Source organism: Allobosea sp. CER48 (genome assembly GCF_044752385.1).
GTDB lineage: Bacteria > Pseudomonadota > Alphaproteobacteria > Rhizobiales > Beijerinckiaceae > Allobosea.
The window spans coordinates 1-16,997 of the sequence record NZ_JBIWYK010000014.1; the positions used below are offsets into that span (position 1 = coordinate 1).

General features: G+C 67.6%; 14 protein-coding genes. 6 read left to right on the forward strand and 8 right to left on the reverse strand.

The features are described 5' to 3' along the window. Positions 1-57: 57 nt before the first annotated feature. The 7 genes from ACIPIA_RS01300 to ACIPIA_RS01330 all read right to left on the reverse strand — a co-directional run bounded on the left by ACIPIA_RS01300 (position 58) and on the right by ACIPIA_RS01330 (position 8,985). Positions 58-1,716: an OFA family MFS transporter gene (locus tag ACIPIA_RS01300; protein ID WP_400505913.1), complete on the reverse strand. Its 1,659-nt coding sequence runs from the start codon at positions 1,714-1,716 to the stop codon at positions 58-60. Positions 1,717-1,812: 96 nt separating this feature from the next. Beyond that, positions 1,813-2,085: a formate dehydrogenase subunit delta gene (locus ACIPIA_RS01305; RefSeq protein WP_400505915.1), complete on the reverse strand. Its 273-nt coding sequence runs from the start codon at positions 2,083-2,085 to the stop codon at positions 1,813-1,815. Beyond that, the gene (gene fdhD, locus ACIPIA_RS01310) at positions 2,082-2,924 is read right to left on the reverse strand and encodes a formate dehydrogenase accessory sulfurtransferase FdhD (protein WP_400505917.1); all 843 of its coding nucleotides are present in this window, start codon (positions 2,922-2,924) and stop codon (positions 2,082-2,084) included. The genes ACIPIA_RS01305 and fdhD overlap by 4 nt, the downstream gene beginning before the upstream one ends. Next, on the reverse strand, positions 2,911-5,793 hold the full coding sequence (fdhF, locus tag ACIPIA_RS01315) for a formate dehydrogenase subunit alpha (protein WP_400505919.1): 2,883 nt from the start codon (positions 5,791-5,793) through the stop codon (positions 2,911-2,913). The genes fdhD and fdhF overlap by 14 nt, the downstream gene beginning before the upstream one ends. 10 nt (positions 5,794-5,803) lie before the next feature. Continuing rightward, positions 5,804-7,369, reverse strand: a complete 1,566-nt coding sequence (locus tag ACIPIA_RS01320) for a formate dehydrogenase beta subunit (protein ID WP_400505921.1) — start codon at positions 7,367-7,369, stop codon at positions 5,804-5,806. Beyond that, on the reverse strand, positions 7,366-7,980 hold the full coding sequence (locus tag ACIPIA_RS01325) for an NAD(P)H-dependent oxidoreductase subunit E (protein ID WP_400505923.1): 615 nt from the start codon (positions 7,978-7,980) through the stop codon (positions 7,366-7,368). The genes ACIPIA_RS01320 and ACIPIA_RS01325 overlap by 4 nt, the downstream gene beginning before the upstream one ends. A gap of 90 nt (positions 7,981-8,070) precedes the next feature. Further along, positions 8,071-8,985, reverse strand: a complete 915-nt coding sequence (locus tag ACIPIA_RS01330; protein WP_400505925.1) for a LysR family transcriptional regulator — start codon at positions 8,983-8,985, stop codon at positions 8,071-8,073. A gap of 210 nt (positions 8,986-9,195) precedes the next feature. Between ACIPIA_RS01330 and ACIPIA_RS01335 the strand changes: the two genes are divergently transcribed. Further along, a complete protein-coding gene (locus ACIPIA_RS01335; RefSeq protein WP_400505927.1) occupies positions 9,196-10,227 on the forward strand; it encodes an LLM class flavin-dependent oxidoreductase in 1,032 nt (343 codons plus the stop codon). A 224-nt stretch (positions 10,228-10,451) separates the two neighbouring features. Here ACIPIA_RS01335 and ACIPIA_RS01340 read toward each other — a convergent pair whose 3' ends face one another. Beyond that, positions 10,452-10,949, reverse strand: a complete 498-nt coding sequence (locus ACIPIA_RS01340) for an Lrp/AsnC family transcriptional regulator (RefSeq protein WP_400505929.1) — start codon at positions 10,947-10,949, stop codon at positions 10,452-10,454. Positions 10,950-11,178: 229 nt separating this feature from the next. On the opposite strand from ACIPIA_RS01340, the gene ACIPIA_RS01345 reads away from it, so the two are divergent. The 5 genes from ACIPIA_RS01345 to ACIPIA_RS01365 all read left to right on the forward strand — a co-directional run bounded on the left by ACIPIA_RS01345 (position 11,179) and on the right by ACIPIA_RS01365 (position 16,860). Further along, a complete protein-coding gene (locus tag ACIPIA_RS01345) occupies positions 11,179-12,438 on the forward strand; it encodes a 3-methyl-2-oxobutanoate dehydrogenase (2-methylpropanoyl-transferring) subunit alpha (protein WP_400505931.1) in 1,260 nt (419 codons plus the stop codon). A 4-nt stretch (positions 12,439-12,442) separates the two neighbouring features. Then, the gene (locus ACIPIA_RS01350) at positions 12,443-13,459 is read left to right on the forward strand and encodes an alpha-ketoacid dehydrogenase subunit beta (protein ID WP_400505933.1); all 1,017 of its coding nucleotides are present in this window, start codon (positions 12,443-12,445) and stop codon (positions 13,457-13,459) included. Further along, entirely contained in the window at positions 13,459-14,763 is a 1,305-nt protein-coding gene (locus tag ACIPIA_RS01355) for a dihydrolipoamide acetyltransferase family protein (protein WP_400505934.1), read from the forward strand. Before ACIPIA_RS01350 ends, ACIPIA_RS01355 begins: the two co-directional genes overlap by 1 nt. Before the next feature lie 13 nt (positions 14,764-14,776). Beyond that, positions 14,777-16,174, forward strand: a complete 1,398-nt coding sequence (lpdA, locus tag ACIPIA_RS01360; protein WP_400505936.1) for a dihydrolipoyl dehydrogenase — start codon at positions 14,777-14,779, stop codon at positions 16,172-16,174. Positions 16,175-16,452: 278 nt separating this feature from the next. Beyond that, positions 16,453-16,860: a DUF983 domain-containing protein gene (locus ACIPIA_RS01365; RefSeq protein ID WP_400505938.1), complete on the forward strand. Its 408-nt coding sequence runs from the start codon at positions 16,453-16,455 to the stop codon at positions 16,858-16,860. The last annotated feature ends 137 nt before the right edge of the window (positions 16,861-16,997 follow it).

Genomic DNA, 16,997 nt, shown 5'->3' on the forward strand with positions numbered 1-16,997 from the left:
GCCCGCACCGATCGCTCGGAACGGGCCCTTGCGTTCGCGCCGCTAGCGCAGGTCGCTTCAGCGGAACAGCGCCAGAGACTTCGACAGGGTGATCCACACGCCCCAGGCGATCGGCAGGCCGACGATCGCCCAGGCGAGCAGAGCCGTGCCGTCGAAGCCGCCCTTGCCGATGCCGTAGGAACCGTAATGGGCGGCCGCATCGACGCTTGCCGACCGCTTCTGAAGCGCCGCGACCTCGGCATCCTTCATGAACCATTTCGTCGCGACCGGGCGAACCAGCAGGTTGCACAGGAAACCGAGCACCAGCATGCCGGCGAGGATGTACATCGTGCGGTCATAGACCTGCGCGCGCGGCACGCCGGCATTGATCTGCGCTTCGCGGATGTAGTTCACCACGACCGGGCCGATGATGCCGGCCGTCGACCACGCCGTCAGCAGGCGGCCATGGATGGCGCCGACGAACTGCGTGCCGAACATGTCGGCGAGATAGGCCGGCACGGTGGCGAAGCCGCCGCCATACATCGACAGGATGATGCAGAAGAAGCCGACGAAAAGCGCCAGCGATCCGGCATGGGCCGCCCAGGGCGAGAGCGCATAGAGCAGGATGCCGAGCCCGAAGAAGGTCGCGTAGGTCAGCTTGCGGCCGAGCTTGTCCGAGAGCGAGGCCCAGAAGAAGCGCCCGACGATGTTGAAAAGCGAGAGCAGCCCAACGAAGGCCGCGGCGATCGTGGCGATCTGCGTCTTCTGCCCGGCGTCGAGCGCGGCGAAGCCGATCTCGGGCTTGCCGATCAGCGAGCCCGCGAAGATCTCCTGCAGCATCGGCGACGCCATGCCGAGCACGCCGATGCCGGCGGAGACGTTGAGGCAGAGCACCGCCCAGATCAGCCAGAATTGCGGCGTCCTGTGCGCGTTCTTGAGGTGGACATGGCCGGAGGTGATCATGGCGTTCTGCGTCGCCGGCGGGGTCCAGCCCTCGGGGCGCCAGTTCGACGGCGGCACGCGATAGCCGAAGGTGCCGGCCATCATGAAGACGAAGTAGATCGCGGCCATGGCGACGAAGGTCTGCCAGACGCCGACCGAGGCGGGCGTCTTGAAATAGTTCATCAGCATGTCCGCCAGCGGCGAGCCGATCATCGCGCCGCCGCCGAAGCCCATGATCGCCATGCCGGTGGCCATGCCGCGCCGGTCCGGGAACCATTTCACCAGCGTCGAGACCGGCGAGATATAGCCGAGGCCCAGGCCGATGCCGCCGATGACGCCGGAGCCCAGCCACATCATCCAGAGCTGATGCCAGTAGATGCCGAGGGCCGAGATCAGCAGGCCGCCGCACCAGCACAGCGTCGAGACGAAGGCCGCCTTGCGCGGGCCGACGCGCTCGAGCCAGCCGCCCCAGATCGCGGCGGAGGAGCCGAGGAAGACGAAGAACAGCGTGTACATCCAGCCGAGATCCGCGACCTTCCAGTCGCAGGCCGTGGTGAACAGCGAGCCGATCAGGCCGACATCGGCGGCACAGGCGACAGGCTTGGTGATGCCGATCGCCTGGCTGAGCGGCAGCCAGAACACCGAGAAGCCATAGGCCATGCCGATGCAGAGATGGATGCAGAGCGCGGCCGGCGGCACCAGCCAGCGGTTGAAGCCCGGCCTGGCGATGGTTCGTTCGCGGTCGAGCAGGCCAATTCCGCCCCCGACCTCTCCGATATCCTGTGCGACGCTCATTCCCCGTTTCCTTTCCCCATGGCTTCGCCGTTCGGGCCAGGTAGGTTCCCGGCTCGTTGCAACTCGCGATGCACCGCTCTGGCGGCGCCTTGCTTGCTAACCCCCGCGCCCCGGCCTGATCAGCGGCAGGGCGCGCCGCAGCAGGGGCGGGAGGTCCTCCGGACGGGTGGCGAAGGCGGCGAGGAAATCTCCCCGCATCCGCCCGGTCCAGAACTGGTTGATGTGATCGGCGACGGAGGCGGCTGCCTCCTCTTCCGGATAGGCCTTGAAGAAATCCGCGATCTGCCCGGCCATGCGCCGGAGCTTCGCGAGGTTTTCCGCGTGGTGATCGGCGGCGTCGGGCCCGGTGGTCAGCGTATCCTCCATCATCGGGCGACGGCTTCCGGCTCGGGCGCCAGCGCGCCGGCGAAGACGATGCAGCCGTCCCGCCGCGCCACGGCGGCCAGCGTCACACCGAGATGCCGGGCGCGCTCGATGGCGAGCGAGGTCGGCGCCGAGATAGCGACCAGCGTGCCGGCGCCGAAGATCGCGGCCTTCTCGACCATCTCGAAGGAGGCGCGGCTGGTGACGAGCAGGAAGCCTTCGCTCGCATCCGTGCGGGCGCGCAGCCGCGCGCCGATCAGCTTGTCGAGCGCGTTGTGGCGGCCGACGTCCTCGCGCACCGCCAGGATCGCGCCGGACGGATCGCACCAGGCAGCGGCATGGACGGCGCGGGTGAGCTGGTTCAGCGGCTGGAGCCTGTCGAGCGCTGCGAGCGCGGTCTCGATCGCCGAGGCCGGCACGGCGCGCGCGGCCCGGGTCGCCGCATCGGCCATCGGGATCTCCTCGATGGTCTCGACGCCGCAGAGCCCGCAGGAGGTCCGGCCCGAGAGATTGCGCCGCCGCGCCAGATGCTCGCGGAAGCGGCCGGGCGCGAGCTCGACCGTGACGATGACGCCCTCGTCCTTCGGCTCGACGGCGATGCCGCGGATCTCGTCGCCGCCGCGCACGATCCCCTCGGTCAGGCTGAAGCCGGTGACGAAATCCTCGAGGTCCGAGGGGCTCGCCATCATCACCGCATAGGGCATGTTGCCGTAGACGATGTTGATCGGGGTCTCCACCGCGACCTCGATCGCGCGCGCACCCTCCGCCCCCGCGCCGAAGCGCAGCGGTTCGGCCTTGACGGCGACCGAGGCCGGTGGTTGTGCGGGCGGATTATTCCGCGGCATCGGGCAGGCGCTCCGCGATCCGGCGCAGGGTCACGTCTTCCTCGAAATTCTTCTCCTGCCAGGCCGACCAGGCATTGGTGCGGCGGACCTCGACGGCGGTTACCTTGTATTCCGGACAGTTCGTGGCCCAGTCCGAGAAGTCGGTGGTGATGACGTTGGCGCCCGTCTTGGCGTGGTGGAAGGTGGTGTAGACCACGCCGGGCTGCATGCGCTCGGAGATCTCGGCCCGGAGTGCGATGTCGCCCGAGCGGCTGGCGAGGGCGACGAGATCGCCGTCGCGGATGCCGCGGCTCTCGGCGTCGAAGGGGTGGATCTCCAGCACGTCCTCGTCATGCCAGGCGCTGTTCTCGGTGCGCCGCGTCTGCGCGCCGACATTATACTGCGAGAGGATGCGCCCGGTGGTGAGCAGCAGCGGGAAGCGCGGCCCGGTCCGTTCCTCGGTCGCAACGAACTCGGTGATCATGAACTTGCCCTTGCCGCGCACGAAGCGGTCGACATGCATCAGCGGCGTGCCGGTCGGCGCCTTGTCGTTGCAGGGCCACTGCACCGAGCCGAGCTTCTCCAGCTTGTCGTAGGAAACGCCGGCGAAGCTCGGCGTGAGGCGCGCGATCTCGTCCATGATCTCGCTCGGATGGGCATAGCCCATCTCGTAGCCGAGCGCCCGCGCCAGCTCGATCGTGACCTGCCACTCGTCCTTGCCGGCGAGGGGCGCCATCACCTGCCGGACCCGGTTGATGCGGCGCTCGGCATTGGTGAAGGTGCCATCCTTCTCCAGAAACGAGGCGCCCGGCAGGAAGACATGGGCGTATTTCGCCGTCTCGTTCAGGAAGATGTCCTGGATGACGACGCATTCCATCGCGGCCAGTCCCGCCGTGACGTGCTTGGTGTTGGGGTCGGACTGGGCAATGTCCTCGCCCTGGACATAGAGGCCCTTGAAGGTGCCCTCGACCGCCTCGTCGAGCATGTTGGGGATGCGCAGCCCCTGCTCGGCATCGAGCGGCACGCCCCACATCATCTCGAAGACCTGCCGCGTCGAGTCGTCCGCGACATGGCGATAGCCCGAGAATTCGTGCGGGAAGGAGCCCATGTCGCAGGAGCCCTGCACATTGTTCTGCCCGCGCAGCGGATTGATGCCGACGCCTTCGCGCCCGATATTGCCGGTCGCCATGGCGAGATTGGCCATCGCCATCACGGTGGTAGAGCCCTGGCTGTGCTCGGTGACGCCGAGCCCGTAGTAGATCGCGCCGTTGCCGCCGGTCGCGTAGAGCCGTGCCGCGGCGCGGACGTCGGCCGCGGGCACGCCGGTGAACTGCTCGCTGGCCTCCGGCGAGTTCTCCTCGCGGGCGACGAAGCGGGCCCAGTGCTCGAAATCGCCGAGGTCGCAGCGCTCGCGCACATAGGCCTCGTCGATCAGCCCCTCGGTGACGACGACGTGGGCAAGCGCGTTGAGCAGCGCGACATTGGTGCCGGGCTTCAGCGGCAGGTGATAGTCGGCCCTGACATGCGGCGACTGCACCATGTCGATCCGGCGGGGGTCGGCGACGATCAGCCTCGCGCCTTCCCGGATGCGCTTCTTCATCCGCGAGGCGAAGACCGGGTGGCCGTCCGTCGGGTTGGCGCCGATGACGAGGATGACGTCGGCCCTGGCGACAGATTTGAAGTCCTGTGTGCCGGCCGAGGTGCCGAGCGTGGTCTTCAGGCCATAGCCGGTCGGCGAATGGCAGACGCGGGCGCAGGTATCGACATTGTTGTTGCGGAAGGCGGCGCGCACCAGCTTCTGGACGAGGAAGACCTCCTCGTTGGTGCAGCGCGACGAGGTGATGGCGCCGACCGATTCACGGCCGTACTTGGCCTGGATGCGCTTGAACTCGCTGGCGGCGTGGTCGATCGCCTCCTCCCAGGAGACTTCGCGCCAGGGATCCGTGATCTTCGCCCGGATCATCGGCCTGGTCATGCGGTCCTGGTGGGTGGCATAGCCCCAGGCGAAGCGGCCCTTGACGCAGGAATGGCCCTCGTTCGCCTTGCCGTCCTTGTAGGGCACCATGCGGATGACGCGGTCGCCCTGCATCTCGGCCTTGAAGGAGCAGCCGACGCCGCAATAGGCGCAGGTCGTGACCTTCGAGTGCTCGGGCTGGCCGTACTCGATGACCTTGTTCTCCATCAGCGTCGCCGTCGGGCAGGCCTGCACGCAGGCGCCGCAGGAGACGCATTCGGAACCGAGGAAATCGGTCGGGCCCGCCGCGACGCGGGAATCGAAGCCACGCCCGGTGATCGTCAGGGCGAAGGTGCCCTGCACCTCCTCGCAGGCGCGGACGCAGCGATTGCAGACGATGCATTTCGACGGGTCGTAGGTGAAGTAGGGGTTGGACGTATCCTTCGCGAGCCAGTTCTCGTTGACCGCCCCGTCCTTGCCCTTGGCGAAGACGTGGTTCTCGCCCTCATAGCCGTAGCGCACCTCGCGCAGGCCGACCGCGCCCGCCATGTCCTGCAATTCGCAATCGCCATTGGCCGAGCAGGTCAGGCAGTCCAGCGGATGATCGGAGATGTAGAGCTCCATCACGCCCTTGCGCAGGCCGGACAGGTTCTCCGACTGGGTGCGCACGACCATACCCTCTTCGGCCGGCGTCGTGCAGGAGGCGGGCGTGCCGCGCCGCCCCTCGATCTCGACGAGGCAGAGCCGGCAGGAGCCGAAGGGCTCGAGCGAGTCGGTCGCGCAGAGCTTGGGGATCTTGGTGCCCAGGCTCATCGCCGCCGCCATCACCGAGGTGCCGGCCGGCACCGTGACGCTCTGTCCGTCGATGCTCAGGGTCACCGTCTTCTCGGAGACCCGGATCGGCGTGCCGTAGTCGATTTCCTTGATCAGGCTCATCTCAGCCTCCTCACTCGGCCGCCAGAGGCAGCGGAGGACGGTCGAAATCCTCGGGGAAATGATTGAGCGCGCTCAGCACCGGCATGGGGGTCAGCCCGCCCATCGCGCAGAGCGAGGCGTCGGTCATCAGCCTGGAGAGATCGCGCAGCACGGCGATGTTCTTCGGCACCTCGGTGCCCGCCATGATGCGGTCCATGACCTCGACGCCGCGTGTCGCGCCGATGCGGCAGGGCGTGCACTTGCCGCAGCTTTCCTTGGCGCAGAAGGCGAAGGCGAAGCGGGCCTGCCTGGCCATGTCGACGGTATCGTCGAAGACCACGATGCCGCCATGGCCGAGCATGGCGCGCATGGACGCCAGCGCCTCGTAATCCATCTGCACGTCGAGCTGCTCTGCGGTGAGATAGGCACCGAGCGGCCCCCCGACCTGCACGGCCCGGATCGGCCGCCCCGACAGCGTGCCGCCGCCCAGGTCCTCGATGATCTCGCGCAGCGAGATGCCGAAGGCGAGCTCGATCAGCCCGCCGCGCCTGACGTTGCCGCCGAGCTGCACCGGCAGCGTGCCCCGCGAGCGTCCCATGCCGTAATCGGCATAGGCTTGCGCGCCATGCGCCAGGATCCAGGGCACGGCCGCGAAGGAGAGCACGTTGTTGACGACGGTCGGCTTGCCGAACAGGCCCTGCAGCGCCGGCAGCGGCGGCTTGGCCCGGACGACGGCGCGCTTGCCCTCGAGGCTTTCGAGCAGCGAGGTCTCCTCGCCGCAGATATAGGCGCCGGCCCCGAGCCGGACCTCGAGGTGGAAGGCATGCTGCGAACCCATCACCGAGGCGCCGATCAATCCGGCGGATTCCGCCTTCAGGATCGCGCGCTGCAGGGTGCGATGGGCATGCGGGTATTCCGAGCGCAGATAGATGTAGCCGCGCGTCGCGCCGACGGCGACGGCCGCGATCGCCATGCCCTCGATGGTAAGATAGGGGTCGCCTTCGAACAGCATCCGGTCGGCGAAGGTGCCGCTGTCGCCTTCGTCCGCATTGCAGACGATGTATTTCTGGTCGGCTTTGGCGTCGTGGACGGTCTTCCACTTGATGCCGGTGGGGAAGCCGGCGCCGCCGCGTCCGCGCAGGCCCGACGCCTTGACGGCCTCGACGATCTCGCCGCCCGTCAGCGCAAGCGCCTTCTCCAGTCCCTTGAAGCCGCCATGGGCACGGTACTCGGCGATCGATAGCGGGTCGATGATGCCGACGCGCTCGAAGGTGAGGCGCTGCTGGCGCTTCATCCAGTCGAGCTCTTCGGTCCTGCCGAGGCGCAGGGCATGCGCGCCGCCCGAAGCGAAGCCGGCTTCGAAGAGTGCTGGGACATCTTTCGGCGCGACCGGTCCGTAGGCGATGCGGCCTTCGGCCGTCTCGACCTCCACCAACGGCTCCAGCCAGAGCATGCCACGCGAGCCGTTGCGGACGATTTCGACGGCGAGACCGCGCGCCGCGGCCTCACGGGCCACGGCCTGCGCGACGGCTTCCGCGCCGACGGACAGGGCGGCGGCGTCGATCGGGACGAAGATGCGGATCGGTGCGGCGCTCATGAATGCGCCTTTCCGTGCTGGCAGAGCCCGGCGATGCGGGCCGCGTCGACGCGGCCGATCAACTCGCCATCGACAAGGGCCGAGGGGCCGAGCGCGCAATTGCCGAGACAATACACCGTTTCGACCACGACGTCGCCGGCATGGTGATCGTCGACCGTGATGCCATGCGCCCGGGCGAGCTCTTCCACGACGGTCTCGCAACCGAGGGATTGGCAGGCTTCGGCCCGGCAAAGCTTGATGACCCGGGACGGCTGCGGCGTGGTCTTGAAGTCGTGATAGAAAGAGATGGCGCCATGCACCTCGGCGCGCGACAGGTTCAGCGCCTCCGCGATCAGCGGCACGGCCTGCGGATCGACATAGCCGAATTCGTCCTGCAGCGCGTGCAGCATGGGCAGTGTGGCGCCTTCGAGATGCGCCAGCCCGGAGATGATCGTACGCGCGTTGTCCTGATCCCAGGCCGGATAACCCGCCATTTTTCCTCCAACGGCCCGGTTCGCCGGGCGCTCCTTGGATGGGAAGGTGAGTGAATTTGGAATGATTTCAAATCGTTTGTTTCGAATGCATGATAGTCTTTGGCTATCAATACGGCCGAGATGCGGCCTGTGCGACATTCTCGGTCCTGATGCGCGGCTTGAAAATTTCGTAGAATGATGATTTTGCGCCGCACAATGCTGCGGCGCTTCTAAGACGATAGGCGAAGTCTATCGCACGATCAGGCGCCGCGGCAGCCGCGCATCGGTGACCGGCTTGGTCATCATCAGGAGGTTGCGTGCCAGCGGCGCCACGGGCTGCCGGTCGGCGACGATCAGTCCGATCGTGCGCTGCGCCTCCGGCTCGACGAGCGACAGCGCCCTTGTGCCCAGCGGCACGCCGAAGAACTCCAGGAGCTGCAGCGAGACGATGCTGGCGACACCCTGGATGCCGGCATGAGAGCACAGGTTGAAGATCGAGTTGGTCTCGATCATCGGCCGCGGCGCGGTGCCGACAGACCGAAAGATGCCGTCGATGATGCGCCGGTTCTGCATGTCGCCGGTCAGCAGGCAGAGCTTGTGTTCCGCCGCTTCGGCCCAGCTGATGGTGTCGCGCGTTCCGAGTGGTCCGTCCTCGCGCGTCAGCAGCACATATGATTCCTGATAGATCGGCTTTGAGATCACCCGGTCGAGCGGCTCGTTGTCGAGATAGGTCAGCCCGACATCGAGCTCGAAATTGTCGATGCCCTCCTGGATTTCCTGCGAGGTCAGCGACAGCACCGTGAGCGACACCGCCGGATAGCGGTCCGAGAACGGCGCGGTGATATGGGCGATCATCGGCAGCGCGGTCGGGATCGCGCCGAGCCTGATCCGGCCGGAGACGCCCTCGCGCAGTTCGGCGATCGAGTCCTTCATCACCTCGGCCTCGGCCAGGATGCGCCTGGCATGGGCGAGAACGACCTCGCCTTCCTTGGTGAAGCCCTGGAAGCGCCTGCCGCGCTCGACGATCATCACGCCGAGCTCCTCTTCCAGCTGCACGATCGCGGCCGAGAGCGTCGGCTGCGAGACATGGCAGGCTTCGGCCGCGCGGCGGAAATGCTTCTCGCGGGCGAGCGCATCGAGATAGACCAGCTGGCGAATGATCATGGTGTCGCTTCGGAAACGGCCGATATCGCCGCGCGCCCGAGCATCGGCACCTTCCGTCGCTGTTGCAAGCGTAGCGGTTGCGTCCGTGCAAACAGCTTGTTGCTGGCCGGGCAACGCCCGAAGAATTGCGCGCGGGCAGTCCCGCCCCTAACTCCGTGAAGCCGGGAAGGCCGGCAGGCAACAGGCCGCCCGTGCGGCTCCGGGATGATCATGGCGCAGGAACTGGAATTCGGGCTCGACACCTTCGGCGACGTCACCCATGGGGCGGACGGCAGGTCCTTGCCGCATGCGCAGGTGATCCGCAACCTCGTCGAGGAAGCCGTCCTGGCCGATCAGGTCGGCATCGATTTCATCGGCGTCGGCGAGCATCATCGCGCCGATTTCGCGGTGTCCTCGCCCGAGACCGTGCTGGCCGGCATGGCCACGCGCACCAGCCGCATCAGGCTGGGTTCGGCGGTCACCGTCCTGAGCTCGGACGATCCGATCCGCGTGTTCCAGCGCTTCTCGACGGTGGATGCGCTGTCGAACGGGCGCGCCGAGGTCATTCTCGGCCGCGGTTCCTTCACCGAATCCTTCCCGCTCTTCGGCTTCGATCTGCGCGACTACGAGAAGCTCTTCGAGGAGAAGCTCGATCTGTTCGCCGCGCTGCTGCCGCAGGAACCGGTGAGCTGGCAGGGCTCGATCCGGCCGCCGCTCAAGGACCAGTTCGTCTATCCGCCGGTCGAGAACGGCCCGCTCAAGACCTGGATCGGTGTCGGCGGCAGCCCGGAATCGGTGATCCGCGCCGTGCGCTACGACCTGCCGATGATGCTCGCGATCATCGGCGGCGACCCGCTGCGCTTCAAGCCGTTCGTCGATCTCTACCATCGCGCCTACGGCCAGATCGGCAAGCCGGCAAGGCCCGTCGGCGTGCATTCGCCGGGCTATGTCGCGGAGACCGACGAGCAGGCGAGGGAGGAGTTCTTCCCGGCCTTCAAGGCGAACCGCGACCGCATCGGCGCCGAGCGCGGCTGGCCGCCGATGAGCCGCGAGGATTTCGAGCAGGAGGTCGTGCGCGGCTCGCTCTATCTCGGTTCGCCCGAGACGGTGGCGCGCAAGATTGCGACGACTGCCAGGGGGCTGGGCATCGCCCGCTTCCAGCTCAAGTACAGCGCCGGCCCGCTGGAGCACGAGAAGGCGATGCAGTGCATCCGGCTCTACGGCGAGAAGGTGATCCCTCTGGTGCGGGAGATGCTCGCCTGAAGCGCCGGCTCGGCCGCTTCGCGTCATGGTCGGCCTGTCCCGACCATCCACGTCTTGCTCCTCGGGAGAGGTGTTCAAGACACGGATGCTCGTCACAAGGGCGAGCATGACGTCGAGGGAGTCATTCCCGGGCGTCGCCGGGTGTAAACCCGAGGATCTCGGGGCGAGAACGCTCTGGTTTCCGAGATGTCCGGGTCAGGCCTGAGCATGGCGGCGTGCAAGCATCAGCCCACCGCCTTCAGCGGGTCGACCGACAGCGTCCGCTTCAGCGCCCTCAGCCCGAAGGTCGTGCGTGTCTGGCGCACGCCGGGAATGCGGTAGATCGTTCCGCGCAGGAAGCGCTCGTAATGGTCGGTGTCGCTGACTACGACCTTGGCGAGGTAGTCGTACTCGCCTGTCACCAGATGAGCCTCGACCACCTCGGGCGCCCGGCTCAGCGCTTCGCCGCACTGGTCCAGCACCTTGTCGTCATGCTTGTCGAGCGTGATCTCGACGAAGACGATGTTGTTGTAGCCGAGCGCCTTGTGGTCGAGCAGCGCGACGTATTTCTCGATCGCGCCGGATTCCTCCAGCCGCTTCACGCGCGTCCAGCAGGGTGAGGGCGACAGACCCACCTTCTCGGCCAGCGCCTGCGTCGTCAGGCGCCCGTCATCCCGCAACGCAGCGAGAATCTTGCGATCGATCAGATCGAGAGCAGGTCCCTTCTGGCTCTTTTTGTTCATCGGTCGATCATTCTGCGCAAGTGGAATCCAGCAGGAAAATCTTCTGCCCGATTTCGAGGAGGCCGGCAAATTCGGAAGGAACCTCCGGCGCGGCGCGGCTAGCGTTGGTTGCAAGGGGAACGATCGCGGTGCCGGCTGCGTTCGCCGCTGCATCACGGCCGGGCGCGCGAGGCGCTTGCGGGATGCGCGCGAAGGCGGAATGCTGGCCGCGACAGGGATGGAGGCGCTCATGAGCAGCGACAAGGCAGGCCAGGCGCCGGCAGCAACCCAGCCACTGCAGTTCCACGTCCCGAAGCCCGCGAGTCGTCCCGGCGAGAAGCCCGACTTCTCCCATGTCGTGATCCCGAAGGCGGGCTCGGTCGCCCGCCCGCCCGTCGATGTCGACCCCAAGGATATCCGCGACCTCGCCTATTCGATCATCCGCGTGCTCAACCGCGAGGGCGAGGCGGTCGGCCCCTGGGTGCCGGATCTCTCGCATGACGACCTGATCCGCGGCCTGCGACACATGATGACGCTGCGCACCTTCGACGGGCGCATGCAGATGGCGCAGCGCCAGGGCAAGACCTCGTTCTACATGCAGCACACCGGCGAGGAGGCGGTGAGCTGCGCCTTCCGGATCGCGCTCCAGCCCGGCGACATGAACTTCCCGACCTATCGCCAGGCGGGGCTGCTGATCGCCCACGACTACCCGCTCGTCGACATGATGTGCCAGATCTACTCGAACGAGCGCGACCCGATGAAAGGCCGGCAACTGCCGGTGATGTATTCCTCGAAGGAGCACGGCTTCTTCTCGATCTCGGGCAATCTCGCGACGCAGTACGTCCAGGCCGTGGGCTGGGCGATGGCCTCGGCGATCAAGAACGACACCCGCATCGCCGCTGCCTGGATCGGCGACGGCTCGACGGCGGAATCGGATTTCCACGCCGCGCTCGTCTTCGCATCGACCTACAAGGCGCCGGTCGTGCTCAACGTCGTCAACAACCAGTGGGCGATCTCGACCTTCCAGGGCATCGCGCGCGGCGGCTCCGGCACTTTCGCGGCGAGGGGGCTCGGCTTCGGCATCCCGGCGCTGCGCGTCGACGGCAACGACTACCTCGCGGTCTATGCCGTCGCGCAATGGGCGGTCGAGCGCGCCCGCCGCAATCTCGGACCGACGCTGGTCGAATACGTCACCTACCGCGCCGGCGCCCATTCAACCTCGGATGACCCCTCGGCCTATCGCCCCAAGCATGAATCCGACGACTGGCCCCTGGGCGACCCGCTGATCCGGCTGAAGCAGCATCTGATCGCGGTCGGCGCCTGGTCGGAGGAGCGCCACAAGCAGGCGGAGGCCGAAATCCTCGCCACCGTCATCGCGGCGCAAAAGGAGGCCGAGAGCTTCGGCACGCTGCATTCCGGCGGCAAGCCCTCGGCGCGCGACATCTTCGACGACGTCTATGCGGAATTGCCGCCGCATCTGCGCCGCCAGCGCCAGCAGATCGGAGTCTGACGCGATGCCACGCATGACGATGATCGAGGCGATCCGCTCCGCCATGGACGTTTCCATGGGCCGCGACGACGATGTCGTGGTTTTCGGCGAGGATGTCGGCTTTTTCGGCGGCGTCTTCCGCTGCACGCACGGCCTGCAGCAGAAATACGGGGTGTCGCGCTGCTTCGACGCGCCGATCAGCGAGGCCGGCATCGTCGGCACCGCGATCGGCATGGCGGCCTATGGCCTCAAGCCCTGCGTCGAGATCCAGTTCGCCGACTACATGTACCCGGCCTATGACCAGATCGTCTCGGAGGCCGCGCGCCTGCGCTATCGCTCGGCCGGCGACTTCACCTGCCCGATGGTGATCCGCATGCCGACGGGCGGCGGCATCTTCGGCGGCCAGACCCACAGCCAGAGCCCCGAGGCGCTGTTCACCCATGTCTCCGGCCTGAAGACGATCGTCCCTTCCAACCCCTATGACGCCAAGGGCCTGCTGATCGCGGCGATCGAGGACCCCGACCCGGTGATCTTCCTGGAGCCGAAGCGGCTCTACAACGGCCCCTTCGACGGCCATCACGACCGGCCGGTCACGGCCTGGTCGAAGCACGAGCTGGCCGAGGTGCCGGAGGGCCATTACACCGTGCCGCTCGGCAAGGCGGTGACGCGGCGCGAGGGCTCGGCCGTCACCATCCTGGCCTATGGCACCATGGTCCATGTCGCGCTGGCGGCGGCCGAGGACACCGGCATCGACGCCGAGGTCATCGACCTGCGTACGCTCGTGCCGCTCGATCTCGAGGCGATCGTCGCTTCGGTCGAGAAGACTGGCCGCTGCATCGTGCTGCACGAGGCGACGCTGACGTCAGGCTTCGGCGGGGAACTGGCCGCACTCGTGCAGGAGCACTGCTTCTATCATCTGGAGGCGCCGGTGATGCGCGTCACCGGCTGGGACACGCCGTACCCGCATGCGCAGGAATGGGATTACTTCCCCGGCCCCGCCCGCCTCGGACAGGCGCTGCGCGACATCATGGAGGCACGCTGATGGGCGAGCGCATCATCAAGCTGCCGGATGTCGGCGAGGGCATCGCGGAGGCCGAACTCGTCGAGTGGCACGTCAAGGTCGGCGACATCGTCCGTGAGGACGACCTGCTCGCGGCGGTGATGACCGACAAGGCGACGGTGGAAATCCCGTCGCCGGTCGAGGGCGAGGTCACCTGGGTCGGCGCCGAGGTCGGCGACACCATCGCGATCGGCTCGGCCATCGTGAAGCTCAAGGTTGCGGGCGAAGGTGCCGCGGCCCAGGAGCCCACCGAAGAAGCGCCTGACGGGAAGCCGGCGCCGGCTCCCGCCGCGCCGCAACCCAAGGCCGAAAAGCCTGCTGCGCCGGCCGCTCCCTCCAAGCTGGCTGTGTCGCCCCCGCCGCCGAAACCGGCTCGTGTCAGCGCGGATGCACCGGTCCAGCGCCGTGCGCCGGGCGAGAAGCCGCTTGCCTCGCCGGCCGTGCGCCTGAAGGCGCGAGAAGCCGGGGTCGATCTGCGACAGGTGCAGGGCACCGGGCCTGCCGGCCGCATCACACATCAGGATATCGACGCCTTCCTGCTGCGCGGCCCCGAGCCCACCCGTGGCGGCGGGCTCGTCGAGCAGAGCGCCGTCACCGAGGTCAAGGTCGTCGGCCTGCGCCGCCGCATCGCCGAGAAGATGGCGCTGTCGAAGTCGCGCATCCCGCACATCACCATCGTCGAGGAAGTCAACGTCTCGCCGCTGGAAGACCTGCGCGCCACCCTCAACAAGAAGCCGACGCCCGAGCGGCCGAAGCTGACGCTGCTGCCTTTCCTGATGCGGGCCATGGTCAGGGCGCTTGCCGAGCAGCCTGCACTGAATGCGCTCTATGACGACGATGCCGGCATCGTGCGCCAGCATGCCGCGATCAATATCGGCATCGCCACGCAGACGCCGACCGGCCTGATCGTGCCGGTGGTCAAGCATGCCGAGGCGCGCGATGTCTGGGGCTGCGGCATCGAACTCGCCCGCCTCGCCGAGCGAGCCCGCGACGGCACGGCGACGCGCGACGAGCTCACCGGCTCGACGATCACGATCACCTCGCTCGGCGCGCTCGGCGGCATCGCGACGACGCCGGTGATCAATTACCCGGAAGTCGCCATCGTCGGCGTCAACAAGATGGTCGTGCGCCCGGTCTGGGACGGCACCACCTTCGTGCCCCGCAAGATGATGAACCTCTCCTCCAGCTTCGACCATCGCGTCATCGATGGCTGGGATGCCGCCGTCTTCGTGCAGCGGCTGAAGGAGCTGCTGGAGAACCCGGCCATGCTCTTCGTGGACATCTGAGGAGCGCTGCCCCATGACCGAAATCACCTGCAAGCTCCTCGTCATCGGCGCCGGCCCCGGCGGCTATGTCAGCGCCATCCGCGCCGGCCAGCTCGGCATCGACACCGTCATAGTCGAGAGCACCAGGCTCGGCGGTTCCTGCCTCAATGTCGGCTGCATCCCCTCCAAGGCGATGATCCATGTCGCCGAGGAGTTCGAGAAGGCGGCCGATGCCGCTGCCGGCAAGACGCCCTTCGGGCTCACCGCCGCCGAGCCGAAGCTCGACCTGAAGCAGGCCGTGGCCTGGAAGGACGGCATCGTCCAGCGCCTGAACAACGGCGTCGCGGCCCTGCTGCGCAAGGCCAAGGTCAAGATCGTCCATGGCAAGGCGCGCTTCCGCGACGGCAAGACCGTTCTCGTCGAGACCGAGACGGGGCCGAAGACGATCAAGGCGGAGGCCATCGTCATCGCCACCGGCTCGGCGCCCGTCGAGCTGCCCTTCCTGCCCTTCGGCGGCAACGTCATCTCCTCGACCGGCGCCCTGGCGCTGACGGAGGTTCCGAAGCGGCTCGTCGTGGTCGGCGGCGGCTATATCGGGCTGGAGCTGGGAACCGCTTTCGCGAAGCTGGGCAGCAAGGTCTCGGTGGTCGAGGCGCAGGACAAGATCCTCCCGCTCTACGATGCCGAGCTCACCGGCCCCGTCTCGAAGCGCCTCACGGCCCTCGGCGTCGAAGTGCTCACAGGCGCCAGGGCGCTCGGCCCGACCGCGAAGGGCGACGGGCTACGGATCGAGACCGCCGATGGCACCGAGCGCAGCCTGCCGGCGGACAGGGTCCTGGTCACGGTCGGGCGCAAGCCCGTCACCGACGGTCTCGGCCTCGAGAACCTCGTCCTCGACATGGATGGCCGCTTCATCCGCATCGGCGAGCGCTGCGAGACCTCGATGCGCGGCATCTACGCCATAGGCGACGTCACAGGCGAACCCATGCTGGCGCACCGCGCCATGGCGCAGGGCGAGATGGTGGCGGAGATCGTCGCCGGCCTGCCGCGCGCCTGGGACAAGCGCGGCATCGCGGCGATCTGCTTCACCGATCCGGAGATCGTCTCGGTCGGGCTGTCGCCCGAGGAAGCGAAGCGTGGTGGCCATGAGCTGAAGATCGGCCAGTTCCCATTCGCCGCCAATGGCCGGGCGATGACGCGCCATGGCGAGGCGGGTTTCGTGCGCGTCGTCGCGCAGGCCGGCAGCGAGCTGGTCGTGGGCATCCAGGCGGTGGGGCAGGGCGTTTCCGAGCTTTCGGCGGCCTTCGGTCTCGCGATCGAGATGGGCGCGACGCTGCAGGACATCGCCGGCACGATCCACGCCCATCCAACGCTGGGCGAGGCTTTCCCGGAGGCCGCGATGAAGGCTCTGGGCCACGCGCTGCACATCTGAACTCCACCGGTCGGTCGACCGGGCCCTCATCCTGAGGAGGTCCGCAGGGCCGTATGCACGGATGATCCGGTTGTCTCCCGAGCTTCTCAGCCGTCCGTCGAGACGCAGGCCGTTGGCTTGCTCCTCAGGATGAGAGCTGGGACGCCGAGCGGCTCCGGAACCCGCGACCGATCCGCGCAGGCAGCCGGCTAGGATGCATACAATCTTGACATTGTCTGCATCGAGGATGATCTCAGGGGCGACGCCGAGCGAACGGCGCCATCCCGAGGAGACATTCAATGTCCGGCGAGCACTGGCCGCCACTCTCTCCGCTCCAGACCGGCCTGCGCGGCCGCTGCCCGCGCTGCGGGCAGGGCAAGATGTTCGAGAGCTTCCTGAAGTTGAAGCCGAAATGCGAGGTCTGCGGACTGGACTACTCCTTCGCCGACCCCGCCGACGGCCCCGCCTTCTTCGTGATGATGTTCGTCTGCATACCCGCCGCGGCCTTCCCGCTCTGGCTGGAGCTGACCTACAACCCGCCGACCTGGGTGCATCTGGTCACGACGCTGCCGCTGATCCTGCTGACCTGCATTCCACCGCTGCAGCCGCTGAAGGGCTGGCTGGTGGCCTCGCAGTTCTTCCACAAGGCGGAGGAGGGCCGGCTTGCCCGCCCCGCACCGCAGGACGAGCCGGTCGCCTCGAACTGAGTTCACCGGCGCGTTCAGCGCGCGGTTGGCCTGCCGTCCCGAATCAGCCCGGCCAGAAGGCCGAGCGCCTCGGCCAGCCTCGCCCGCTCCGGGATCGCGCCCAGCGCGATCCGGATGGCATCGGGCGTTGCCCCGCC